Below are 23,795 nucleotides of genomic sequence, written 5' to 3' on the forward strand. Positions count from 1 at the left end.
CGGGACCGCCACCATCACCGCCCAGATCAAGTAACACCCCCGCACCACAGCACCACACACGAGAACGCCGCCCCCGACACGGGGGCGGCGTTCTCGTCGTTGCCGGGCGCCTCAGGCGTCGAAGCGCGTGCCCTTCGGGGTCGACGGCAGCAGGAACATCACGAACAGCACGAGCGACCCGATGCCGGCGAGCACGTGCAGGAACTGCCAGAAGCCGGACAGGTTCGCGTCGTGCAGCCGCCGGGCGCCGAGGGCGAGCGAACCGATCAGGGTCGCGAGTGCCCACAGCACGAACAGGTACGAGCCGACGGGGTTCTCGAGCATCGGGGTGTCCGGCGTGAAGACCTGCGGGACCAGCTGCAGCACGAGGCCGATCGCCAGCGACGTGATCCACCACCACCAGAACTCCGAGCGTGAGGCCCGGCCGGTGAACACCGTGTACTTCCGCCAGAACCGGCGGAGCGCCTCGGTGAAGGGGGCTCCGTAGAAGGGGTCCCGGAGGGCCACACCGCCAGGCTGGGGGCTGTCGTCTGTCATGCCGACAAGCCAACCACGCCCCAGCCCGGCGGTGCCTACACGAGCGAGTCGCGCCAGGCCGCGTGCAGCTGGGCGAACCGCCCGGTGCCCGCGATCAGGTCGTCCGGGGTGCCGTCCTCGACGATCTTGCCGTACTCCATCACGAGCACCCGGTGGGCGATCGCGACGGTGGACAGCCGGTGCGCGATGATCACGGCCGTGCGGTCGGCCAGCAGGGTCTCCAGGCCCTCCTGCACGAGTCGCTCGGACGGGATGTCCAGCGATGCCGTCGCCTCGTCGAGGATGAGCACCTTCGGGTCCGCGATGAACGCCCGCGCGAACGAGAGCAGCTGTCGCTGCCCGGCCGAGACACGGCCACCGCGCTTGTTCACGTCGGTGTCGTACCCGTCCGGCAGCGCCATGATGAACTCGTGCGCGCCGACCGCCTTCGCGGACGCCTCGATCTCGGCACGGGACGCCCCGGGCTTCCCGAGCGCGATGTTGTCCGCGACGGTGCCGGAGAACAGGTACGCCTCTTGCGTGACCATGACGATCGCGCGGCGCATGTCCTTCGTGTCGAGGTCCCGCAGGTCCACGCCGTCGAGCTTGACCGAACCGCGCGACGGGTCGTAGAAGCGCGCCATCAGCTTGGCGAGCGTCGACTTCCCCGCACCGGTCGACCCCACCAGGGCGATGGTCTGCCCCGCCGGGATGTGCAGGTCGAACGCCGGCAGCACGACCTTGCCCGCGTTGTACGCGAACTCGACGTCGTCGAAGTCCATCTTCCCGTGGGCGTCGGCGAGCTTGGTCGGCTTCACCGGGTCCGGCACGCTCGGCCGTTCCTCGAGGACGCCGGAGATCTTCTCCATCGCCGCCGAGGCCGACTGGTACCCGTTGTAGAACATCGCGAGCTCCTGCGCCGGGTCGAAGAAGCGCTTGGCGTACAGCGCGACCGCGAGCAGCGCGCCGACCTCGAGCGTCCCGCCGACGACCCGGAAGCCGCCCACGATCACGACCGCAGCGAGCGTCGCGTTGCCGATGAGCACGAGCACCGGGTCGAAGGTCCCGAACAGGTTGAACACCTTCGTGTTCGCCAGTCGGTAGTCCTCGACGTAGCCGCCGTACTCGTCCCGGTTGCGCGACTCCTTGCGGAACGCCTGCACCGCCCGGATGCCGGTCATGGTCTCCACGAAGTGCACGATCACGCGCGCCGAGGTGACACGGGTCGCCCGGAACAGGGTCTGCGAGTTCGTCTGGAACCAGCGGATCAGGAACCACAGCGGCACGAGCGACACCGCGAGCACCAGGCCCGACGTGGGGTCGAGCGACACGAGCGCCACCGCGGTGAAGCCCATGTACAGCACGCCCTGGATGAGCTGGTTCAGCCCGGAGTCGAGCAGCTCGCGGATCGAGTCGAGGTCACTCGTCTGGCGGGAGATGATCCGGCCGGACGTGTACGTCTCGTGGAACTCGAGCGACAGCCGCTGCGTGTGCAGGAACACGCGCTTGCGCAGGTCGAACAGGATCGCCTGGCTGATCCGCGCGGCGAGCACGGTGTACCAGGCGGTCAGGACGGCACCGAGCACCGCGACGACGATGTACGTCGCGACGACGCCGAACGCCGGCACCCAGTCGTTCTGGTCGAGCACCGCGGGCAGGGCGTTGTCGATGCCCCACGCGATCAGTGCCGGACCGGCGACCTGGCCGCCGGTCGAGACCACGACGACGATGCCGAGCAGGACGAGCCGGAGCTTCAGCGGGGCCGCGAGGGACCCGAGCAGGGCGAGCGAGCGGCGCCGCAGGCGCTTGCTCTCCGCCTTGGTGAAGTCCTCGCGTTCCTCCCCGCGCACGCCCAGCGTGGTGATCGAAGCGGTGACGGGCGCGGCAGACTGCGTGTCCGGAGCGTCGTCGTCCAGGCGATCCGGGCCTCCAGGCCGGTCGGTCGTCCCGACGGGACGGTTGTCCTGCTGGCTCATGCCATCGCCTCCTCTCGTGCAGTCGCGTCGTCGTCGTCGAGCGACGAGATGACGTAGCGGTAGTGGTCGTTCGTGGCCATCAGCTCCGAGTGGGTGCCGACGGCGGTGACGACGCCGTTCTCCATGAGCGCGACGCGGTCCGCGAGCGTCACCGTCGAGGGACGGTGCGCCACGATGAGCGACGTGGTCTCGGCGAGGACACGGCGGAGGCCCGCCTCGACCCGCGCCTCGGTGTCGACGTCGAGGGCCGACAGCGGGTCGTCGAGCACCAGCACCGACGGCCGTGCGGCGATCGCACGTGCCAGGGCCAGACGCTGCCGCTGCCCACCGGACAGCGAGAGCCCCTCTTCACCGACGCGGGTGTCGACGCCGTCGGGCAGGTCGTCCACGAAGGACGCCTGCGCGATGTCGAGCGCCTCGCGCATCAGCGCGTCCGCCTCGGCACCCGTGACGTCCGGGCGGCCGAGCAGCACGTTCTGCCGCACGGTCGTCGAGAACAGCGTGGCGTCCTCGAAGGCGACTCCGACGTGACGGCGGAGCTCCTCCCGGGTCAGCGAGCGGATGTCGACGCCGTCGATCGTCACCGAACCACCGGTGACGTCGTAGAGCCGCGGCACCAGGGACAGCAGCGTGGTCTTGCCGCAGCCGGTGAGCCCGACGAGTGCCATGGTCTCGCCCGGCTGGAGCTGCAGGTCGACCCCGTTGATCAGGTCCGGGAACTGCGGGGGCGAGTCCTGGTACCGGAAGTGCACGCCGTTGAAGGACAGCGCACCGTGCGGCTCCGCGATCGTCTCCGGGTGCTCGGGGTCCGTGATCGTGTTCTCCGAGTCCATCACCTCGAAGAAGCGGTCGACCGCCGTCCGGGTGTCGAAGGTCATCGAGAGCAGGAAGCCGATCGACTCGATCGGGAACCGCAGCACCGTCGCCGTGGCGAAGAACGCGAACAGCTGCCCGACGCTGAGCTGCCCCTGGCTCGCCAGGTAGATCCCGGCCAGCAGGCACAGCGCGAACGCGACGTCCGGCACGAGCAGCAGCCACAGCCAGATGCTCGCGATGGCCTTCGCCTTCTTGATCTCGGTGCCGCGGAGCGCTTCGGCCTGCTCGCTGAACTCCTCGAGCTTGTAGCCGCCGCGACCGAACGCCTTGAGCACGCGGATGCCGTGCACGGACTGCTCGACACTGGTCGCGAGGTCGCCGACCTGGTCCTGGCTGCGGCGCGCGACGACGGAGTACCGGCGTTCGAACAGCAGGCCGTTGATCCAGAGCGGGATCGACGCGATCAGGAAGATCAGCCCGAGCAGCCACCCGAAGGTGAACAGCACGACGAAGCCGACGACGATCGTGACGATGTTGACGACGAGCAGCACGACGCCGAATGCCAGCCACCGGCGGATCAACGACAGGTCGGAGACCGAACGGGACAGCAGCTGCCCCGACTCCCACCGGTCGTGGAACGCGACGGGCAGGTCCTGCAGCTTCGCGTAGAGCGAGTTGCGCATGCTCGCCTCGATCCGGGTCGACGGACGCATCACCATCCGGCGACGCGAGGCGATGAAGAACGCCTCGAGCACACCGAGGGCGAGCACGCCGAGGCCGGCCGGCCAGATCTGCGCATCGTCCTTGGACGACAGCGGGCCGTCGACGAGCCACTGCAGGACGTAGGGGATTGCGAGCGCCACCAGGGAGGCACCCATCGCCGCGGCCATGCCGGCGATGAGGCGGCCCTGGAAGGGCTTCACGTAGGGGTAGATCCGCGCGATCGCGCGGAAGGTGGACGGGCGCGCCGTTGTGGGCGACTTGGACATGCGTTGCGTCCTCATGCGTCTGCCGTGTCCCCGGGTCGCGTCACGCGGCGTGTGTCGCGCGTCGACGGCCTGGAGGCTCGGTGTTGCGTTGCGTGGTCATCATCAGCCGGGCGCGTGGTCGCGCGCCACCGCCGTCACTTCCGTGACGTCGGTCGGGCCGGTGGGCACCGAGGGACAGTGGTCCCCCGGGTTCTCAGCGGGTGGTTCGCGGTCGCCGTGGTGGTGCGACGCCGCGAGGCCGTGGGAGACGGCCTGGCTAGGCGGCGGCCGCGGCCCGGCGGGGTCGCGGAGCGGGAGCGGTCCCCACGAGGGACACGAGACCTGCACGGGCAGCCGTCGCCACGGTTCCGGTCATGTCGTCCATCGTCACTCCAGTCGTCGTCTTCGTCACCGTTGTGTCCGCGGTGCCGCCGGCTCCTGAGAGTCGTCGGCTGCCTGTCGCGGAGCCTTACAGACTATTCACAGCACACCGGAGGGCGCAACAGGTTTCCGGCAATTGCTCGAATCAGTGGAAGAAGTGCCGCTCGCCGGTGAAGTACATCGTGACGCCGGCGGCCTTCGCGGCGGCGATCACCTCGTCGTCGCGGACACTGCCACCGGGCTGCGCCACCGCGCGGACCCCGGCGTCGAGCAGGACCTGCAGGCCGTCGGCGAACGGGAAGAACGCGTCGGAGGCCGCGACCGAACCCGCAGCGCGGTCACCGGCGCGGTTCACGGCGAGGTGGCACGAGTCGACGCGGTTGACCTGCCCCATGCCGACACCGACGCTCGCACCGCCGTTCGCCAGCAGGATCGCGTTGGACTTCACGGCGCGGGACGCCTTCCACGCGAAGGCCAGGTCGGCGAGCGTGGCGTCGTCCGCGGGCTCGCCGGAGACCAGGCTCCACGTGGACTGGTCGAAGCCCGTGAAGCGGTCGGCGTCCTGCACGAGGAACCCGCCGGAGATCTGCTTGACCTCACGCGGGGCGAGCGCGAAGTCCGCGGGGAGCGTGAGCAGGCGGATGTTCTTCTTGCGGGAGAGGATCTCGAGCGCCTCGGGGTCGAAGCCGGGAGCGACGACGACCTCGGTGAAGATGTCCTTCACGGTCTCGGCCATCGCGACCGTGACCGGGCGGTTGGCGGCGATGACCCCACCGAACGCCGACAGCGGGTCGCAGGCGTGCGCGGCGGCGTGGGCGCTGGCGATCGGGTCGGCGGCGTCCGCTGCCCCGACGGCGATCCCGCACGGGTTGGCGTGCTTGATGATCGCGACGGCGGGCTCGGCGAAGTCGAACGCGGCACGGACGGCTGCGTCGGCGTCGACGTAGTTGTTGTAGGACATCTCCTTGCCGTGCAGCTGCGTCGCCTGCGCGATGCCGGTCCCGCCGGCGGTCGTGTACAGCGCCGCGGCCTGGTGCGCGTTCTCGCCGTACCGCAGGGTCGCGGCCAGGTCGGCGCCGAACGACAGGTGCTCGTCGAACGCGCCGGGGGTCTCGATGTCACCCGATGTGGTCGGTGCCGCGGCTGCCGCGACCACGTCGCTCGCGAAGTACGACGCCACCGCGGTGTCGTACGCGGCGGTGTGCGCGAAGGCCTGGGCGGCGAGACGCTTCCGGAGGTCGAGCGTGGTGCCGCCGGCACGGACGGCCTCGACGACCTCGGCGTAGGACGCCGGGGAGACGACGATCGCGACGTTCGGGTGGTTCTTCGCCGAGGCGCGGACCATCGCCGGCCCGCCGATGTCGACGTTCTCCACGACGGTCGCGGTGTCGGCACCAGAGGCCACGGTCTCGACGAACGGGTAGAGGTTCACGACGACGAGCTCGAACGGCTCGATCCCGAGGCCCGCGAGCTGCTGCTCGTGCGACTCGAGGCGGAGGTCGGCGAGCAGCCCCGCGTGCACGGACGGGTGCAGCGTCTTCACGCGGCCGTCGAGCGACTCCGGGAAGCCCGTGACGCTGGACACGTCGGTCACCGCGTACCCGGCGTCGCGGATGGTCTGGGCCGTGGAGCCGGTCGACACGATCTCGACACCGGCGTCGGCGAGGGCGCCGGCGAGCTCGAGCAGGCCGGACTTGTCGCTCACCGAGATGAGGGCGCGGCGCACGGGCACGACGTCCCGGTCGCGGTAGAGGCTGGGGTCGGCGGCGTGGACGCTCATGCGCTCGTGGTGCCCTTCAGGTCGATGTGTCCGTTGGCGATGTCGAGGATGGTCTGGATGAGCAGGCGTCGCTCGACCGGCTTGATGCGGTCGTGCAGCGTCGACTCGGAGTCACCGGGCAGGACCGGCACGCGCTCCTGCGCGAGGATCGGGCCGCTGTCGACGCCGTCGTCGACCTTGATGACGCTCGCGCCGGTCTGCTCGACCCCGGCGGCGATGGCGTCCCGGACACCGTGCGCCCCGGGGAACTCGGGCAGGTACGCGGGGTGGGTGTTGATGATCGTCGGGCCGAACTCGGACACCACGGCCGGCGGCAGCAGGCGCATCAGGCCGGAGAGCACCAGCAGGTCGGGCGACCAGGGCCGGATCTGTTCGGCGAGCGCCTGACCCCACTCAGCGCGGGAGTCGAAGCGCGAGAACGGGACCGTGAAGGTCGGGATCGAGTACTCCTCGCCGAGGCCGAGGCCCTCGGCGTCGCGGTCGGCCCCGATGGCGACGACGCGGGCGGGGTACTCGGCGTCACGGGTCGCTTCGAGCAGGGCCCGGAGGTTCGAGCCGGTACCGGAGATCAGGACGACCAGTTCGAGCACGGGACAAGCCTACCGGCGGTCGAGCCGTGCGACGCCCGTCACCGGTCGTCCTTGGGTCGGCGCCACCAGGGCAGCTCGTCGTCCGGGATCTGGTCGGTGGCGTCCCATCGCTTCCCGGCGGGCGCTGCCGGCGGTGCTGCGACCGGTTCGTCGTCCACGTCGTCGCGACCCGCCACGAACTCCTCGGTGCTCCAGGGGAAGGCCGGCTGCTCGTCGATCCGCGCTCCGGCGACTTCGGGGCGTTCCGGGCGGTGTCGGTCCGGGCGGTCGTCCGGCGCCGTGTCCGGCCGTTCGGCGTCCGACCCGGTGACCCGCTCACGGAGGCTCTCCGCGCGGCCCTTCAGCCCGTCGGCGCGGCTCTTCAGCCCGTCCGCCCGGTCACGCACGCCGTCGCGGACACCGTCGGCAGCGCCACGGAGACGGTCGCGGATGCTCCCGGCGCGGCCGACCCGCGCGGGGGTGCCAGGGGCGAGCCGCGTCGGGGTGGCGGGGGTGTCCGCCATCGCCGACGACACGGGAGCGCCGGTGCGCGCCCAGTCCGGCAGCGGCACGTCGTCGTCGGTCTCGACCGCGTCCGGCACGTGGTCGGTCTCGACCGCGTCCGGCCGGTGGTCGCTGTGGTCAGCGTCCGGCCGGTGGTCGGTGTCGGCAGCGTCCGACTCGTGGTCGTCGGCGCGCGTCACGGGGTGGTGCGCCTCGGTCACGACGAAACGGTGCACGTCGGTGGTGCGCCCGGCACCGGCACGGTCGAGCGCGTCGAGGAGGGACCCCTCGGGCTCGGCGGACGACACCGTCCCGGTCTCGGACTCCGACTCGTGCCAGCGCTCGCGGGTCCAGGACCGCTCCGGCATCCGCACGAGGTCCTGCCCGATCGCGAGGGCCACGACGGCGGGCACGCCGACCTCGAGCGCGGCGAGTGACCCGACGACCAGGGCGTGCGGTCCGACGTCCGCGAGCCGGCCGGGCCCGAACGACCCCGACGACAGCCACGCGATGCCGCCGGTGACCACACCGGCGACGACACCCGTGGCCAGTCCACCGGACGCCCGGAGCAGCGCACTGTCGGCGGCGCCGAGCGCTCGGACGAGCCGGGGGCGCATGAGCCCGCCGGCCGCGAAGCCCGCGAGCACCGGCACGAGGACCCAGAGCAGCCCGAAGCTGTGGCCCGATGACGGCAGCGCGCCGAACACCGGGATGCCGGGGATCGGGCCGAGCGTCGTGCCGATCGGCGAGACGCTCGAGCCCGTGCCGATCGCGAAGCCCGGACCGACGAGCCACGACGTCGCCCAGCCGACGAAGTCCGGCAGGAACGCCAGCTGCCCGATCGTCAGCGAGATCCCGCCGACGACCCCGGCGTGCGAGCGCTCGTAGAGGGTGATCACCTCGGCGAAGGACCCGAGCAGCAGGAACCCGACGACGATCCCTGCGACGGCGACGACCATCGCGGTGGCGGCCGTCCCGGCGCGGAGCCCGAAGCCGGCGACCGCGCGCCAGACCTCGGGGATGCGGTGTACCTGGTCGAGCACCCGACCGGTGACCGGGTCGGCGGGCATCGAGCGACGGCGTCGGCACACCTCCGCGGCGACGAGCGCGGGGATCCCGAACCAGAGCGCCGGGAACACGATCGCCTGCCACAGCGTGGGGTGCGACGCGGCGGACGTGGCGGACAGCCCGAGGCCGAGCCCGAGCAGTGCGACGACCGCCGTGCCGACCAGGATGCCGGTGACGCGGTGCTCCGTCTCGGCGAAGCGGCGTCCGGCTCGTGCGCCGAGCCAGGCGGTGACCACGGCGAACCCGAGGGCCGCGAGCGTGATCGAGATCGGGTCGGCGGCACCGCTGACGCCGGAGGCCTTCGCCGCGGCGGCGCTCAGCACGAACGTGACGTCGACGCCGTGGCCGACGAGCCAGACGCTGCCGGCGGCCTTCCAGAACACGTCCCAGTCGACCTGCAGGCCGTACTCGAAGCCCCAGAGGAGCGTCAGCGGGACCAGCACGAGGCCGACACCGACGCCGACCGTCACGACCGCTTCGATCGCGGCGAGCAGAGCGGTTCCCAGGCGGTTCATCGCAGCGAGGATACGTGCCGATCGCCCGGGACCGGCGTTGCCGCGCGGCTCCGGTGGAGAGTCACCGCCGTGAGTGCTCGCACAGACGACAACTGCGCACGCGGGCGCGTGCGCAGTTGTCGTCGAGCCGTGCAGGTACGGCGGAGCAGCTCAGCGAGCGGCGGAACCGCTCAGCGAGCGGCGACCACCTCGCGCAGCAGCGCGGCCGTCTCGGACGGCGTCTTGCCGACCTTGACGCCGGCGGCCTCGAGCGCCTGCTTCTTCGCCTCGGCGGTGCCGGCCGACCCGGACACGATCGCGCCGGCGTGCCCCATCGTCTTGCCCTCGGGCGCGGTGAACCCGGCGACGTACCCGACGACCGGCTTCGTGACGTGCGCCTTGATGTAGTCGGCGGCACGCTCCTCGGCGTCGCCACCGATCTCGCCGATCATCACGATCGCCTCGGTCTCGGGGTCGGCCTCGAACGCGGCGAGCGCGTCGATGTGCGTCGTGCCGATGACCGGGTCGCCGCCGATGCCGATGGCGGTCGAGAAGCCCAGGTCACGCAGCTCGTACATCATCTGGTAGGTCAGGGTGCCGGACTTCGACACGAGCCCGATCGGGCCCTTGCCGGTGATCGTCGCCGGGGTGATGCCGACGAGCGACTCCCCCGGGGTGATGATGCCGGGGCAGTTCGGCCCGATGATCCGGGTCTTCTCCCCGAGGGCCTTGGCGTGCGCCCAGAACTCCGCGGAGTCCTGCACCGGGATGCCCTCGGTGATGACGACGACGAGGGGGATCTCGGCGTCGATGGCCTCCATCACGGCGTCCTTCGCGAACGCCGGCGGGACGAAGACGATCGAGACGTCGGCACCGGTGGTGTCGATGGCCTCGCGGACGGAGCCGAACACCGGGAGCGACACGTCGCCGTGGGTGACGGTCGTGCCGGCCTTGCGGGCGTTCACGCCGCCGACGACCTGCGTGCCGGCCTTGAGCATGAGCGCGGTGTGCTTGGTGCCCTCGCCGCCGGTGATGCCCTGGACGATGACCTTGGAGTCCTTGTTGAGGAAGATCGACATGGTCAGTCCCTTCAGGCCGCTGCAGCGGCGAGTTCGGCGGCCTGCTCGGCCGCGTCGTCCATGGTCGCGGCGATCGTCACGAGCGGGTGTGCCGCCTCGCGCAGGATCCGGCGGCCTTCTTCCACGTTGTTGCCGTCCAGGCGCACGACGAGCGGCTTGGTGGCCGCGTCGCCGAGGATGCCGAGCGCGGCGACGATGCCGTTCGCGACGGCGTCGCAGGCGGTGATGCCGCCGAAGACGTTCACGAAGACGCTCTTGACCTGCGGGTCGCCCAGGATGACGTCGAGCCCGTTGGCCATGACCTCGGCCGACGCACCGCCGCCGATGTCCAGGAAGTTGGCGGGCTTGACGCCGCCGTGGCGCTCACCGGCGTAGGCGACGACGTCGAGCGTCGACATGACGAGCCCCGCGCCGTTGCCGATGACGCCGACCTGGCCGTCGAGCTTGACGTAGTTGAGGCCGTGGGCCTTCGCCTTCGCCTCGAGCGGGTCCTCGCTCGCGGTGTCCTCGAGCTGCTTGTGCTCCTCGTGGCGGAAGTCGGCGTTCTCGTCCAGGGAGACCTTGCCGTCGAGCGCCAGGATCTGGCCGTCGCCCGTGCGGACGAGGGGGTTGACCTCGACCAGGGTGGCGTCCTCGCCGGCGAAGACGTCGTAGAGCTTCACGAAGACGTCGGCGACCTGGTCCTGCAGCTCGGCGGGGAAGTCCGCCTGGCGGGCGATGTCGAGCGCGGCTTCCTTGTTGATCCCGGTCAGCGGGTTCACCTCGACGCGGGCGAGCGCCTCGGGCTTCTCCACCGCGAGCTGCTCGATCTCCATGCCGCCCTCGACGCTGACGAGCGACAGGTACGAGCGGTTGGCGCGGTCGAGCAGCACGGAGAAGTAGAACTCCTCGGCGATGTCGGCGCCCTGGGCGACCATCACGCGCTGGACGGTGTGGCCCTTGATGTCGAGGCCGAGGATCGCCTGCGCGTGCTCGAACGCCTCGTCCGGGGTCTTCGCGACCTTCACGCCGCCGGCCTTGCCGCGACCGCCGACCTTCACCTGCGCCTTGACGACGACCACTCCGCCGATCTTCTCGGCAGCGGCCTTCGCCTCCTCGGGGGTGTCGGCGATGATCCCCTGGAGGACGGGGACGCCGTAGGACTCGAAGAGGTCCCTGGCCTGATACTCGAAAAGATCCACGCTGTTCTTCTTCCCGCACGGTGTCGTGCGTCGGCATCGGTTTCGCAGGTCGCAGCACTCGACGTCGAGGGTCGCTCGATGTCGAGACAACGGCCGCGGACCACCCTAGCGCCGACACATGGACGGTTGATCCGCCGGGAGGCCCGGCTCACGCCCGGCGCGCAGCCGGCGGTCTCCGGGACGGCGGGGGACACGGCCCGGTGCGAGCCGCCAGGATCGGCTCGGCACTGTGGAGCGATGCGTGCCGCACTCCGCTCCCGAGCCGCCGAGGTCTTCGGCTGGCAGCTCCGCCCCGACCAGGAGACCGTGATCGACGCGGTCCTCGACGGGCGCGACGCCCTCGCCCTGATGCCGACGGGTTCCGGCAAGTCCGCGATCTACCAGGTGGCCGGCCTCGCGCTGGACGGCCTCGTCGTGGTCGTCTCACCGCTCGTCGCCCTGCAGGAGGACCAGGTCGTCGGACTCGAGCAGCACCCCGACGCGCCCCGCGCCGTGGCCGTGAACGCGACGAAGCGCTCCCGCGACCTGACCGAGGCGTGGGACGAGGTCGCCGCCGGCGAAGTCCGGTACGTGTTCCTCGCGCCGGAGCAGCTCGCCAAGGACGACGTCCAGGAGCGCCTGCAGCAGGTCGGCGTCGCGCTCGTCACCGTCGACGAGGCGCACTGCGTGTCGTCGTGGGGCCACGACTTCCGCCCGGACTACCTGGCACTCGGCGAGGTGATCGAGCGCCTGGGGCACCCGCCCGTGCTGGCGCTGACCGCCACGGGGTCCGCCCCGGTGCAGGAGGACGTGGTCGCACGCCTCGGGATGCGTGACCCGCTCGTGCTCGCAGCCGGGTTCGACCGTCCGGAGCTCCGGCTCGAGGTCCGCCGGCACGAGGACGACGATGGCAAGCGGGAGGCCGTCGTCGCGCAGGTCGCCGGACTCGACGGGACCGGGATCGTGTACGTCGCCACCCGTGCGGAGACCCTGGTGTACGCGGACGAGCTCGTCGAGCACGGGCGGCGGGCGCGGCCGTACCACGCGGGACTCCGGGTGCGGGACCGCGAGCAGGTCCTGGCGGGGTTCCACGACGGGTCCGTCGAGGTGGTCGTCGCCACGAGCGCCTTCGGCATGGGCATCGACAAGCCGGACGTGCGCTTCGTCGTACACGCGGACGTCCCCGAGTCCGTCGATGCCTACTACCAGGAGATCGGTCGGGCCGGACGGGACCGGGCGCCGGCCCTCGCGACGCTGCACTACCGGTCCGAGGACCTCGGGCTCCGGCGCTTCTTCGCGTCGGGCAGCCCGGCGCCGAAGTCCCTGCGGGCCGTGTTCGACGCCGTGCCGCCGCGTCGTGCGATCGGCCGCGCCGACCTCACGCAGGCCTCCGGTCTCGCCGAGCGCACCGCCGGCCGTGCCGTGAACGCGCTCATCGAGGCCACGGTCCTGACCGACGGCCGGGACGGGGTGCGTCGTGCGCGCGGCGGCCCGCGCTCGGCGTCCGACGCCGCCGCGGCCGCCCGGGTCCGCGCCGAACAGCGCGAACAGGTCGAGGAGTCCCGGATCGCGATGATGCGCCGGTTCGCGGAGACCCCGGGCTGCCGTCGGCAGTTCCTGCTCGGCTACTTCGGCGACGAGCTCCCCAAGCCGTGCGGGAACTGCGACACGTGCACGTCCGGGACCGCGTTCGAGACGCATGCCGACGACGGCACGCACGACGACGAGTGGCCGCCGGACACCGAGGTGGAGCACCCCGAGTGGGGTCACGGCACGGTGATGAGCACCGGCGCCGACCGGCTCACGGTGTTCTTCGCGTCGGCGGGGTACCGCACCCTGGCGCTCGCGGACGTCGAGCGGCACCACCTGCTGCGGCGGGCCTGACCCCGCGAGAGGCTGGGCGGCCACCCGCCGCCGCGGCGTACACAGGAACCACCCCACGGAAGGAGCGCACATGACGGCGTCAGAGAACCAGCAGGCACAGGAACGACTCGGGGAGATCCTCGAGCAGCGGGCGTTCGACCGCTTCGGCGAGGTGTGGGCCGAGGACGTGGTGGACCACGACCCGGCTCCGGACCAGGCTCCCGGCCTCCCCGGGATCGTCGACTTCTGGACGCAGTTCACCACCGCGTTCCCGGACCTCACGCTCGAGCCGGACCCGCTCGTCGTGACGGACGACTACGTCACCGCGGTCTTCACGATCAGCGGCACGCACACCGGCCCGTTCCAGGGGCACGAGCCGACCGGCCGGACGTTCACCGTCCGCGGCATCCAGGTCTCGAAGTTCCGCGACGGCAAGATCGCCGAGCGATGGGGCTCCACCGACGAGAAGGGCCTGGCCGAGCAACTCCGACTCGGTGAGTCCGACGTGCACTTCGTCAGCGCCTGAGCACTCCCGTCCCACACCACGACCAGCAGGAGGAACACCATGAGCGATCCCGGCATCAGCCCCGTCGACGACTTCGACTCCCAGGAGCGCCGCGACGACGACATCGACCGCGAGCACGTCGGACCCTACGAGGTCGACGAGTCCGAGGAGTCCCTCGAGACCGTCACGAACGACGCCGTCGCGGGTGAGACCGTCGAGCCGCAGGCCGGCGACGGCACGGACGACGGCCCCACCGGCGGCGCCCCGCGTGAGGGCAGCGCCGACCTCTGGGAGCACGACGACGACACCGAACGCCCCGACCTCGGCGGCGACCTCGGGACCAAGCCGCTCTGAGCGGCGGTCCGGTCCGGCACACTGGTGCCGTGACCAACGGACGGACTGGAGGCTCGGCGCCGGACGTGCGCCGAGCCTCCGGACCGTCACACGGCCGGGACCTGGCGCGCTTCCTGGCGGACAGCACACCGGTCGTCGCCGGTGGGCGCGCGATCCTGCTGCAGATCGCTGACCCGGTGGTCGCCGCCGGCGTCCGCCGGCACTCCGACTTCGCACGGCGGCCGCAGCAGCGGCTCGCGCACACGCTGATGTACGTGTACGCCGTCGTGGTCGGGACACCGTCGGACGCGGCGATCGCGACCTCGTTCGTGAACCGGGCGCACGCCGCCGTCGCCGGCGCCGACGACCAGGACCGACAGCTCTGGGTGGCGGCGACCCTGTACGACTCGGCCCTGTGCGCCCACGAGGCGTTCGGTGACCCCGTCCCGCCCGAGCTGGCCCAGCGGGTGCTCGACGCCTACGAGCCGCTCGGCGTCGCGCTGCGAGTCCCGGCGTCCCGGTGGCCGACGTCCGTCGCGGCGTTCCGGGCCTACTGGGACGGTGCGCTCGGATCACTCCGGGTCTCCGACGACGCCCGCGGGGTCGTCCGGGACCTGCTCCACCCCCGGTTCGCCCCGCTGTGGGTCCGGGCCGCGATGCCGCTCGTGCGGATCGTCACGGTCGGGATGCTGCCGGACGTCGTGCGCGCGCAGTACGGGTTCGCATGGGGGCCGCGCGAGCAGGCGCGGTACGCCCGCACCGTCCGGTTCGTGCGTCGGGTCCGGTCCGTCGTGCCGGGCGCGCTGCTCCGGCTGCCCGGTCCGCTGCTGCTCCGCGCGATGCGTCGGTACGCCACCAGGCGCTAGGGGTTGGCTGGGGGCATGGCTTCCGCTCCGCTCTCCGGCGATTCCTCGTTCGCGTTCCCCGAGCTCGACGACCCGCCCGCCTCGCCGTTCGACGTCGCCCGCACCTGGGTCGCCGACGCGCGGGACGGCGACGTGTCCGAGCCGCTGTCCATGACGCTCGCGACCGCGGCGGACGGTGTCGTGAGCGCCCGCACGGTCGACGTGAAGACCATCGACGACCGTGGGCTCGTGTTCGGGTCCTCGACGCACAGCCCGAAGGGCCGGCAGCTCGTCGCGAACCCGGCCGCCGCCCTGCAGGTGTACTGGCGCGAGACGATGCAGCAACTCCGGTTCGAGGGCCACGTCGTCCAGCTGTCCGAGCAGGAGTCCGACGACCTGTTCGCCGCCCGGTCGCCGAAGTCCCGCGCGGCGACGGCTGCCGCCGACCAGTCCGCGCCGCTCGAGGGGTCGTTGCAGGACCTCATCGACGACGCGAACGCGCTGCTCGAGACCTCGGAGGACGTCCCGCGACCGCCGTCGTGGGTGGCGTGGCGGCTGGAGCCGACCTCGGTGGAGTTCTGGCACGGGAGTCGCGATCGGATGCACCGACGGCTGCAGTACCGCCTGGGCCCGGACGGGTGGACCTCGGCGGTGCTGCAGCCGTAGCGGGTGCGTCCCGACGCGGTCAGGTGCGGGGCGAGCTCCGCGCGATCGGGTTCGGCATCGCGCCGGCCCGGATGAGCGAGGACGACTGGTCGGCCAGGTCGACCATCGACAGGGTGTTCCGCAGCTGCAGCCGGTTCAGGCAGGAGTGCTCGAACGTCGCCGCCCGCAGGTCGAGTGGGCGGCGACGGTCCGGATGGGCGTCGGCGTGCCGGTCGACGCACTCGCCGACGAGCTGCCAGAACCGGGCGGCCGGCAGGACCCCGTCGTCGTCGAGGATCGCCGCGACGAACCGCAGCACCCCGTCGAACACGTCCGTGAACACGGCGAGCGCCGCCTCGTCGTCGCCGACCGGGTGCACGATCCGCTCGATGCCCTCCGGCACGTCGGTGGGCGCGAGCACCGCGACCTCTTCCCCGATGTCCTTCATGATCGCCCGCACCACGGCGCCGTCCCGGAGCACCAGCACGAGGTTCTCCCCGTGCGGCATGAAGACCAGGTCGTGCACGGTCAGGCAGTGCACCACGGGCAGCAGGTAGGCGTCGAGGTACCGTCGGACCCACTCGTCCGCCGGCACCCCCGACGCCGCGATCAGCGCCGACACCACCGCACCGCCCGCGGCGTCACGGTGCAGCAGCGCTGCCATCGTCATCAGCTGCTCGCCCTCGGCCAGCCCCGGGACCGGGCTCTCCCGCCACAGCGCCGCGAGCATCTTCCGCTGCGGCGAGGCCACGTCGACCCGGTGGTACGCGTCACCGGTGTACCCGATCGCGGCGTGTTCCCGGAGCACGGAGAACCCGGCGTCCCGCAGCGTGGGGTCGGCCGCCACCAGCCCGGCGACCCAGTCGTTCACGGCGGGGGTGTTCCGCATGTACGCCGGCGACATCCCGCGCAGGAAGCCCATGTTCTGCACGGCCAGCGCGGTCTTCACGTACGAGCGCGTCGGGTCCGTCCGGTCGAACGCGGTGCGGATCGACTGCTGCGGCTGGAACTCGTCCGGCCCCTCGCCGAGGTCGACGAGGTCCTGCCGGCCCAGGTCCGGTGCGAACGTCACGGCGATGCGGTGCTGCCACTGCCAGGGGTGCACGGGCAGCCAGACGAAGTCGTCGGGGTCGAGCCCGCGGCGGCGCAGCCGGTCCTCGAAGTCGGCGACCGTGGCCGCGGGGAGCTCGGCGGCCCAGTGGTCGGCCTCGGTGCGGTCCGCCGCGAGCGCCAGGTGCGTGTGCGCGCGACGCGCGGCGAGCCAGCGGTACCGGAACGTCCGGCCGGACTCCGGCGCGAACGCCCGGTACTCGTCCAGCCCGAACCCGATCCGCCCGTTCGCCGCGACGAAGGCCGGGTGCCCCTCGGTCATCGCGGACTCGACCGCCTGGAACCCCGCAACGACGTCGGAGCGGCCGCGCGCGAGCTGTGCGGCGGCCGGTCCGCCGCGACGGTGCTTGGCGGCGGCGCTCGCGAGCGTCGACGCGATCTCCTCGAGGTACGTGCCGAGCAGCTCGTCCGGGATGCCGAGCACGTCGCGGAGCTCGAGCACCAGGTCCTGCGCCGACAGCGGCACCGCGGCACCGGCACGGGTCCTGGTCAGCGACGCCTCGTCGATCGACCAGTGCTCGAGCTCGTGGCGGCGGGCGCGGAAGCGGTAGGTCGAGTCGCCCGCGTCCACCTGCCACCCCTCGCCGTCACCGACGGGCGTGATGAGCCGCTCGTGCGTGAACTCCGCGATCGCCTTCGCGACCAGGTGCCGTTCGGCCACGTCGAGGTGCTCGGGCCGCAGGTGTGCCGCGGGACCGTCGTCGTCGGGCTCGCCGATCCGGTCGGTGTCGAGCACGGACAGCAGTGCGCGCTTGCCGTCGACGTCGACCTCGCGGAGCACCCGGAACCCGACCTCGGCGTTCTTCGCGTGCACGGCCGTGTTCCGCGCGTCCGGCTCGACGACCACCCGGCGCGCGCCGAGGGCGTCCCGGCAGTGCTCCACGACGACCCGCATCACGGCGCTCGTCAGTCCGTGCACCCGGCCGGCCGTGGGCGCCGGGGCGACGAGGAGGTGCATCCCGACGTCGCCCGGTTCCGCGGGCCACACGTCGGTCAGCAACACTGCAGCCGGGTCGTACGTCTCGGCGAGGAAGCACGGCTCGCCGTCGCGGCGGCCGAGCCAGGCGGCCTGCGCCGGGTCCGCCTGCACGCCGGCCAGGTACTCGCGGACGGCGTCGACGTCGAGGTGTCCCATCTCCCACCACGAGGACGCCGGGTCGGCGAGCCACGCCTGCACGACGGCGGCATCCCGATCCGGGTCCACGGGTTCGACGGACAGGAGGCCCGGGACCGCGTCAGGACCCGTCGCGTCCCGCAGGACGGTCACCTTCTCGGTCATGCGCGCACCCCCGTCGGCTCGGTCGCCCGCCGGGACGGCGCGCTCCTGGCGGAGCCGCCAGGTGTGGTGGCCGGCCCCGAGGCGGGCAGGCCGAACTCCTGGAAGGCGATCCGGTCCTCCAGTCCGTACGCTGCGCGACCCGTGACGGACCGGATGATCGACGCGTTCCGCCACGCGCCCATGCCGAGGTCGGGCGCGGTCAGCCCGTGCGTGTGCTCCTCGGCGTTCTGCACCCAGATCCGGCCGCCCAGGCGGTCGACGTGGTGGTCGCGGGCGACCGCGAACCGGCCACGCGCGTCCCGCTCAACCAGGTGCTCGACGGGGTCGAGGAACCGCGTCGGGCGCGGGGTGTAGCCGGTCGCCAGGACCAGCCGCTCCACCTCGTGCTCGTACGTCGCACCGAGCTGCTCGTGCCGGAGCGTCAGCCGGTACGTCCCGCGGTCCGCGAGCCACGTCGCGTCGACGACGCTCGTCTCGGTCCGCAGCGTCGTCGGGACCGGGCCGCGCGCGCTGATCCGGTAGAGGGTGTCGTACAGGTCGTCGACCAGGTCGGCGCTGATGCCCTTGTACAGCCCCCGCTGCTCGCGGCCGAGGCGGTCGCGGACGTCCTCCGGCAGCGCGTGGAAGTGGTCGGTGTACTCCGGGCTCGTCATCTCGAGCGTCAGCTTCGTGTCCTCCATCGGGAAGAACCGCGGCGACCGCGTGATCCAGTCGAGCCGGTACTCGTGCTGCCGGACGTCCTGGAGCAGGTCGCGGTAGACCTCGGCGGCGGACTGCCCGCTGCCGACCACCGCGATGCTGCCGGCCGTACGGAGGGCGTCACGGTTCGGCAGGTACTCGGCCGAGTGGATCACCGGACCGGGCAGGTTCCGGAGCGGCTCCGGGACGGACGGCTCGGTGCCGATGCCGATCACCACGTGGCGCGCGCGGTAGGTCTCCGGGCCGTGGTCGGTGTCGGCGTGCACGGTGAACAGGTCGGATGCCTCGTCGTACTCGACCACTGTGACCGTGCGTCCCCAGCGCAGGGTGTCGAGCCGGTCGGCTGCCCATCGGCAGTAGGCGTCGTACTCGCTCCGGAGCGGGTGGAAGTCCTCGCGGATGTAGAACGGGTAGAGCCGGTTCGTCTCCTTGAGCCAGGCCAGGAACGAGAACGGCGACGTCGGGTCGGCCATCGTGACGAGGTCCGCCATGAACGGCACCTGGATCGTGGCGTCGTCGAGCATCATGCCGTGGTGCCAGGCGAAGCCGTCGGCGGCGTCGAGGAACACCGCGTCGAGGTCGTCGATCGGGTCGGTCAGACACGCGAGCCCGAGGTTGAACGGGCCGATGCCGATGGCGACGAGGTCGTGGACGGTGCTGGTGCTGGTGCTCTCGCTCATCGTGTCGCTCCTGCCGTGGTGCGGGCTGCTGTCCGTGCTGCGGTCCGGGTGATGTGGTCGAGCGACGCGCGCATCTGGTCGGTCGTCGTCTCGGGGTTGAGCAGGGTGAGCTTGTTGCACGGCCGGCCGTCGATCACGGTCTTCGCGATGAGCACCCGTCCCTCGGCGAGGAGCGCAGCGCGGATCGGGGCCACGAGCGCATCGGCCTCGGCGTCGGTCACCCCCGCCGGCTGCCACCGGAACAGCACCGTGCTGAGCTGCGTCGGCGCCACGAGCTGCAGGTCGGGGTGCTCCCGGACGAGCGTGTGCGTCGCCTCCGCCAGGTCGATGAGCGCGTCGAACGCCTCGCCGATCGCGTCCGCGCCGCTCGCCCGCAGCGTCGCCCAGAGCTTCAGCGCGTCGAAGCGCCTGGTCGTCTGGAGCGACTTGTCGACCTGGTTGGGCTCGGCCGCGTCCTCGGGGTTCAGGTAGTCGGCGTGCCAGGCGATCCGGCGCAGGTCGTCGGGGTCGCGGACCAGCAGCGCGCTCGACGAGACCGGCTGGAAGAAGGACTTGTGCAGGTCAACGGTCACGCTCCGCGCGCGCTCGATGCCCGCGAGCAGGTGTCGGCGGGTGGGCGAGACGAGCAGGCCGCAGCCGTACGCCGCGTCGACGTGCAGCCAGACGTCCTCGAGGTCGCACACGTCGGCGACGGCTTCCAGCGGGTCGATCACGCCGCGGTCGGTCGTGCCGGCGGTCGCGACGACCGCCAGCGGGGTGTGGCCGGCGGCGCGGGCATCGGCGATCGCCGTGGCCAGGGCGGACGGGAGCATGCGGCCGGCGGGGTCGGTGGGGACCGTCACGACGGCGTCGAGGCCGAGGAGCCGGGCGGACTTGGCGATGCTGAAGTGGGTCTCCGCGGTGGTGAACACGGTTCCCGGTCCTCGTCGCTCCCGCGCGACGAGGAGCGCCTGGAGGTTGGACTGCGATCCACCCGAGGTGAAGATCCCGTCCCCGGCGGCGAACCCGGCGCGGCGCGCCAGCCAGTCGACCACGTGGCGCTCGATCTCGGTCCCGATGCGCGACTGATCCCACGTGTCGACCGAGGGGTTCACCGCGGCGAGCACCGACTCGGCGGCGACGGCGGGCAACGCCACCGGGCAGTTCAGGTGCGCGAGCGAACCGGGATGGTGGAACCACACGGCCTCCCGGACGAACAGGTCGTCGATCTCCTCGAGCGCGCGCTCGGTGCCGAGGGGCGCGCCGTCGAGGTCGATCGCCCGCACCCGCTCGCGGAGCGACGCGGCGTCCGTGTCGGTCGTCGGTGCGTCCACCTCGGCGACCCGGGTGGCGAGTCGGTCGACGGTCACTCCGACGAGTGCGCGGTAGCGCTCGGCGGTGGCGTTGGTCAGCGTTTCGATTGGAGCAGTCACGTTAGGTAAGGCTAACCTCACATGAATTTCGATGCCACCCGAACAGGGCGTCGGCGTGGCGCGGGTGGCGCGGGTGGTGCTTCCGGCGTCGACGTCGACGAAGGTGTCGGTGTCGGTGTCGGACCAACGAGACGCGAGAGGATGAGCGTGTGAACCGAGGGAACGGACCCGCAGTGCGTCGGGCGACCAGTGCCGATGCCGCGGCGATCGCCCACGTGCACGTCACCGCGTGGCGGGAGGCATACGCCCACTTGCTGCCCGCGTCGTTCCTGGCGGCCCTGGACGTCGACGCCCGGGCCGAACGGTGGCGGGGGATCATCGCGGACCCGCAGACCGACGTGCTCGTCGCCACGGTCGGCGACGCCGTCGTCGGGTGGGCATCCGCCGGCAACGGGCGCGACACGGCTGCACCCCGCGACCGCGAGCTCGAGGGCATCTACGTCCTGGCAGCGGCGTACGGCTCGGGCGCCGGCCAGGCACTGCTCGACGCGGCGGTCGGCGACGCTCCCGCGTACCTCTGGATGGCGGACGACAACCCCCGCGCCGAGGCGTTCTACCGACGCAACGGGTTCCGTCGCGACGGCGCGGCCAAGCGTGAGCAGCTCGGGCCGCACCCGCTCGAGGCGGTGCGGCTGGTGCGCTGAGCCGTCCGGCTAGAGCTTCTCGATCGGGGCGATCTTGATCAGGAGCTTCTTGCGGCCGGCGGAGTCGAACGCGATCTCCGCGATGCGCTTCGCGCCCTGCCCGGTCACCGCCGAGACCGTGCCCTCACCGAAGTCCACGTGCTTGATCCGGTCTCCCGACGCGAGTTCCATGTCGCCGTTGTCCCGGACCTGCCCGGACACCCGGTTCGCCCACTCGGTCTTCGGGCGGGTCTTCGCCGCAGCGGCCGCGCGGTCGTACGAGCCGCCGCCCCAGCCGCCACCTCCGCGGTAGCCACCGCCCCCGCCGCCGAACCCACCGGGACCGGCACCGTCGCGCTTGGCGTTGAGCGCCCGGGGCTGCGTGCCGCCGCGGCTGTTCGCCATGCCCGGGGACTGCTTCCACTCGATGAGCCCCTCGGGGATCTCCTGCAGGAAGCGTGAGGGCATCGCCACGTTGACGTCGCCGAACTGCGCGCGGGTCATCGCGAGCGACAGGAAGAGTGACTTCTTCGCACGGGTGATGCCGACGTAGAACAGCCGGCGTTCCTCTGCGGGGCCGCCCGGCTCGTTCGCGGACATCCGGTGCGGGAGCAGGTCTTCCTCGACGCCGGTGAGGAACACCGCGTCGTACTCCAGGCCCTTCGCCGTGTGCAGCGTCATGAGCGACACCGTGCCGGAGGAGTCGTCGAGCTCGTCCGCCGCGGCGACCAACGAGACCTCGGTCAGGAAGTCGCTGAGGGTGCCGTCCGGGTTGTTCTTCTGGAACTCGCGCGTCACCGCGACGAGCTCGTCGATGTTGTCCGCACGCGCGGCGTCCTGCGCGTCGGGCGACTTCCGGAGCTGCTCGAGGAGCCCGGAGCCGTCGAGCAGCTGCGTGAGGGTGTCCACGACCGGCTGGTCCGATGCCTTCGCGGCGACCTCGTCGAGGAGCGCCGCGAACGACGTGATCGCGTTCCGCACCTTCGGGCCGAAGCCGAGCTCGTCGGCGTGCCGCAGCGACTCGCGCATGGTGACGTCGTGGTCGTCCGCGTACCGCTGCAGCGTCGTCTCGGTGACGGCACCGATCCCCCGCTTCGGCACGTTCAGCACGCGACGGAGCGCCATCGGGTCAGCGGGGTTGGCGACGGTGATCAGGTACGCCATCGCGTCCTTGATCTCCGCACGCTCGTAGAACTTCGTGCCGCCGAGCACCCGGTACGGGATGGCCGCGCGGATGAAGATCTCCTCCAGCGCACGGGTCTGCGAGTTGGTCCGGTAGAACACCGCCATGTCGCGGTAGTCCATGCCGTCCTCGTGCAGGCGCTGGATCTCGTCCGCGACGAACTGGGCCTCGTCGTGGCCGGTGTAGCCCGTGAACCCGACGATCTTGTCGCCGGCGCCGACCTCGGTGAAGAGGTTCTTCACCTGCCGGTCGAAGTTGTTCGCGATGACGGCGTTCGCGGCGTCGAGGATGTTCTGCGTCGAGCGGTAGTTCTGTTCGAGCAGGACCACCTTCGAGTTCGGGAAGTCCCGCTCGAACTCGACGATGTTCCGGATGTCCGCACCGCGGAAGGCGTAGATCGACTGGTCCGAGTCACCGACGACGGTCAGCGAGGCACCGGCGATCGACCCGTCGGCCTCGCGCATGCGGGCGACGTGCTGTCCCTCGTCCTCGAGGCGGTCCACCTGCTCCACCGGCACCGGACGGGTGAGCTCGCGGATCAGGGAGTACTGCGCGTGGTTGGTGTCCTGGTACTCGTCCACCAGGATGAACCGGAACCGCCGCTGGTACAGCGCAGCGACCTCCGGGAAGGCACGGAAGAGGAACACCGTCTGACCGATGAGGTCGTCGAAGTCGAACGCGTTGGCCCGGCGGAGCTCGTTCGTGTAGCGCCGGAACACCTCGGTGAACATGACCTCCTGCGGGTCGTTCGCGTTGATGTTCCGCGCGTAGGAGTCGATGTCCTGCAGCTCGTTCTTGAGCTTCGAGATCTTCGACGCCGCAGCCCCGACGGTCAGCCCGAGGGTGTCTGCCTCGAGGTCCTTGATGATCCGCTTGAGGAGCGCTCGCGAGTCTGCGGAGTCGTAGATGGTGAACGACTGCGGGAACCCGAAGCGTTCGGCTTCGCGCCGGAGGATCCGCACGCACGCCGAGTGGAACGTGGAGATCCACATGCCCTCTGACGCCTGTCCGACCAGGGCGCGGACACGCTCGCGCATCTCCGCTGCGGCCTTGTTGGTGAACGTGATCGCGAGGATCTGCGACGGCCAGGCTTCGCGGTTCGCCAGCAGCAGGGCGATGCGGCGCGTGAGCACGCTCGTCTTGCCGGAACCGGCGCCGGCGACGATCAGCAGGGATTCGCCGCGGTACTCGACGGCTTCCTTCTGCTGGGGGTTCAGACCGGCGGTGAACGGGTCCTCGTAGGGGCGGTCCCCGGCACCCGGCTCGGGCGTCGAGTCGAATGGGTCGAGCACGATCGTCATGTCCGG

The 23,795-nt window shown here is 71.6% G+C and carries 18 protein-coding genes; 6 read left to right on the plus strand and 12 right to left on the minus strand.

The window, feature by feature from the left end; all coding sequences use genetic code 11:
- Positions 1-111: 111 nt before the first annotated feature.
- The 8 genes from ACIPJY_RS10015 to sucC form a co-directional block, all read right to left on the minus strand.
- The gene (locus ACIPJY_RS10015) at positions 112-537 is read right to left on the minus strand and encodes a DUF805 domain-containing protein (protein ID WP_400465156.1); all 426 of its coding nucleotides are present in this window, start codon (positions 535-537) and stop codon (positions 112-114) included.
- A gap of 35 nt (positions 538-572) precedes the next feature.
- A complete protein-coding gene (locus ACIPJY_RS10020; RefSeq protein WP_400465153.1) occupies positions 573-2,492 on the minus strand; it encodes an ABC transporter ATP-binding protein in 1,920 nt (639 codons plus the stop codon).
- Positions 2,489-4,297 carry an ABC transporter ATP-binding protein gene (locus tag ACIPJY_RS10025; protein WP_400465150.1) on the minus strand — a complete coding sequence of 603 codons (1,809 nt, stop codon included), beginning with the start codon at positions 4,295-4,297 and terminating at the stop codon, positions 2,489-2,491. The genes ACIPJY_RS10020 and ACIPJY_RS10025 overlap by 4 nt, the downstream gene beginning before the upstream one ends.
- Positions 4,298-4,802: 505 nt before the next feature.
- Positions 4,803-6,437: a bifunctional phosphoribosylaminoimidazolecarboxamide formyltransferase/IMP cyclohydrolase gene (purH, locus tag ACIPJY_RS10030; RefSeq protein ID WP_400465147.1), complete on the minus strand. Its 1,635-nt coding sequence runs from the start codon at positions 6,435-6,437 to the stop codon at positions 4,803-4,805.
- Positions 6,434-7,027 (minus strand): phosphoribosylglycinamide formyltransferase, encoded by a 594-nt coding sequence (purN, locus tag ACIPJY_RS10035; protein ID WP_400465144.1) that lies wholly within the window; start codon positions 7,025-7,027, stop codon positions 6,434-6,436. The genes purH and purN overlap by 4 nt, the downstream gene beginning before the upstream one ends.
- Before the next feature lie 38 nt (positions 7,028-7,065).
- On the minus strand, positions 7,066-9,093 hold the full coding sequence (locus ACIPJY_RS10040) for a DUF6350 family protein (RefSeq protein WP_400465141.1): 2,028 nt from the start codon (positions 9,091-9,093) through the stop codon (positions 7,066-7,068).
- A gap of 170 nt (positions 9,094-9,263) precedes the next feature.
- Complete coding sequence (gene sucD / locus ACIPJY_RS10045) at positions 9,264-10,151, minus strand: succinate--CoA ligase subunit alpha (protein ID WP_400465138.1); 888 nt, start codon at positions 10,149-10,151, stop codon at positions 9,264-9,266.
- Between the two features lie 11 nt (positions 10,152-10,162).
- Positions 10,163-11,332, minus strand: coding sequence for an ADP-forming succinate--CoA ligase subunit beta (sucC, locus tag ACIPJY_RS10050; RefSeq protein ID WP_400465136.1), 1,170 nt, complete (start codon positions 11,330-11,332; stop codon positions 10,163-10,165).
- Positions 11,333-11,569: 237 nt separating this feature from the next.
- On the opposite strand from sucC, the gene ACIPJY_RS10055 reads away from it, so the two are divergent.
- The 5 genes from ACIPJY_RS10055 (at position 11,570) to ACIPJY_RS10075 (ending at position 15,523) form a co-directional block, all read left to right on the plus strand.
- Positions 11,570-13,195, plus strand: a complete 1,626-nt coding sequence (locus ACIPJY_RS10055; RefSeq protein WP_400465133.1) for a RecQ family ATP-dependent DNA helicase — start codon at positions 11,570-11,572, stop codon at positions 13,193-13,195.
- A 70-nt stretch (positions 13,196-13,265) separates the two neighbouring features.
- Positions 13,266-13,700, plus strand: a complete 435-nt coding sequence (locus tag ACIPJY_RS10060; RefSeq protein WP_400465130.1) for an ester cyclase — start codon at positions 13,266-13,268, stop codon at positions 13,698-13,700.
- A 39-nt stretch (positions 13,701-13,739) separates the two neighbouring features.
- A complete protein-coding gene (locus ACIPJY_RS10065; protein ID WP_400465127.1) occupies positions 13,740-14,033 on the plus strand; it encodes a hypothetical protein in 294 nt (97 codons plus the stop codon).
- Between the two features lie 29 nt (positions 14,034-14,062).
- A complete protein-coding gene (locus tag ACIPJY_RS10070; RefSeq protein ID WP_400465125.1) occupies positions 14,063-14,878 on the plus strand; it encodes an oxygenase MpaB family protein in 816 nt (271 codons plus the stop codon).
- A 15-nt stretch (positions 14,879-14,893) separates the two neighbouring features.
- The gene (locus tag ACIPJY_RS10075) at positions 14,894-15,523 is read left to right on the plus strand and encodes a pyridoxal 5'-phosphate synthase (protein ID WP_400465122.1); all 630 of its coding nucleotides are present in this window, start codon (positions 14,894-14,896) and stop codon (positions 15,521-15,523) included.
- A 19-nt stretch (positions 15,524-15,542) separates the two neighbouring features.
- Here ACIPJY_RS10075 and ACIPJY_RS10080 read toward each other — a convergent pair whose 3' ends face one another.
- The 3 genes from ACIPJY_RS10080 to ACIPJY_RS10090 are packed head-to-tail and all read right to left on the minus strand — an operon-like array spanning position 15,543 to position 20,682.
- Positions 15,543-17,891: a GNAT family N-acetyltransferase gene (locus ACIPJY_RS10080; RefSeq protein WP_400465119.1), complete on the minus strand. Its 2,349-nt coding sequence runs from the start codon at positions 17,889-17,891 to the stop codon at positions 15,543-15,545.
- Positions 17,888-19,270, minus strand: coding sequence for a lysine N(6)-hydroxylase/L-ornithine N(5)-oxygenase family protein (locus ACIPJY_RS10085; protein ID WP_400465117.1), 1,383 nt, complete (start codon positions 19,268-19,270; stop codon positions 17,888-17,890). Before ACIPJY_RS10085 ends, ACIPJY_RS10080 begins: the two co-directional genes overlap by 4 nt.
- Entirely contained in the window at positions 19,267-20,682 is a 1,416-nt protein-coding gene (locus ACIPJY_RS10090; RefSeq protein ID WP_400465114.1) for a pyridoxal phosphate-dependent decarboxylase family protein, read from the minus strand. Before ACIPJY_RS10090 ends, ACIPJY_RS10085 begins: the two co-directional genes overlap by 4 nt.
- 149 nt (positions 20,683-20,831) lie before the next feature.
- Between ACIPJY_RS10090 and ACIPJY_RS10095 the strand changes: the two genes are divergently transcribed.
- A complete protein-coding gene (locus ACIPJY_RS10095; protein ID WP_400465111.1) occupies positions 20,832-21,326 on the plus strand; it encodes a GNAT family N-acetyltransferase in 495 nt (164 codons plus the stop codon).
- Between the two features lie 9 nt (positions 21,327-21,335).
- Here ACIPJY_RS10095 and ACIPJY_RS10100 read toward each other — a convergent pair whose 3' ends face one another.
- Positions 21,336-23,789: an ATP-dependent helicase gene (locus tag ACIPJY_RS10100; RefSeq protein WP_400465108.1), complete on the minus strand. Its 2,454-nt coding sequence runs from the start codon at positions 23,787-23,789 to the stop codon at positions 21,336-21,338.
- Positions 23,790-23,795 lie beyond the last annotated feature (6 nt).

Source organism: Curtobacterium sp. NPDC090223 (assembly GCF_044746585.1).
Taxonomy (GTDB): Bacteria; Actinomycetota; Actinomycetes; order Actinomycetales; family Microbacteriaceae; genus Curtobacterium.

Excerpts from the sequence above, each read along its gene's own strand:
- ACIPJY_RS10015 (WP_400465156.1), bottom strand. The coding sequence starts at position 537 with ATGACAGACGACAGCCCCCAGCCTGGCGGTGTGGCCCTCCGGGACCCC.
- ACIPJY_RS10020 (WP_400465153.1), bottom strand. The coding sequence starts at position 2,492 with ATGAGCCAGCAGGACAACCGTCCCGTCGGGACGACCGACCGGCCTGGA.
- ACIPJY_RS10025 (WP_400465150.1), bottom strand. The coding sequence starts at position 4,297 with ATGTCCAAGTCGCCCACAACGGCGCGCCCGTCCACCTTCCGCGCGATC.
- purH (WP_400465147.1), bottom strand. The coding sequence starts at position 6,437 with ATGAGCGTCCACGCCGCCGACCCCAGCCTCTACCGCGACCGGGACGTC.
- ACIPJY_RS10040 (WP_400465141.1), bottom strand. The coding sequence starts at position 9,093 with ATGAACCGCCTGGGAACCGCTCTGCTCGCCGCGATCGAAGCGGTCGTG.
- sucD (WP_400465138.1), bottom strand. The coding sequence starts at position 10,151 with ATGTCGATCTTCCTCAACAAGGACTCCAAGGTCATCGTCCAGGGCATC.
- ACIPJY_RS10055 (WP_400465133.1), top strand. The coding sequence starts at position 11,570 with ATGCGTGCCGCACTCCGCTCCCGAGCCGCCGAGGTCTTCGGCTGGCAG.
- ACIPJY_RS10060 (WP_400465130.1), top strand. The coding sequence starts at position 13,266 with ATGACGGCGTCAGAGAACCAGCAGGCACAGGAACGACTCGGGGAGATC.
- ACIPJY_RS10065 (WP_400465127.1), top strand. The coding sequence starts at position 13,740 with ATGAGCGATCCCGGCATCAGCCCCGTCGACGACTTCGACTCCCAGGAG.
- ACIPJY_RS10075 (WP_400465122.1), top strand. The coding sequence starts at position 14,894 with ATGGCTTCCGCTCCGCTCTCCGGCGATTCCTCGTTCGCGTTCCCCGAG.
- ACIPJY_RS10080 (WP_400465119.1), bottom strand. The coding sequence starts at position 17,891 with ATGACCGAGAAGGTGACCGTCCTGCGGGACGCGACGGGTCCTGACGCG.
- ACIPJY_RS10085 (WP_400465117.1), bottom strand. The coding sequence starts at position 19,270 with ATGAGCGAGAGCACCAGCACCAGCACCGTCCACGACCTCGTCGCCATC.
- ACIPJY_RS10100 (WP_400465108.1), bottom strand. The coding sequence starts at position 23,789 with ATGACGATCGTGCTCGACCCATTCGACTCGACGCCCGAGCCGGGTGCC.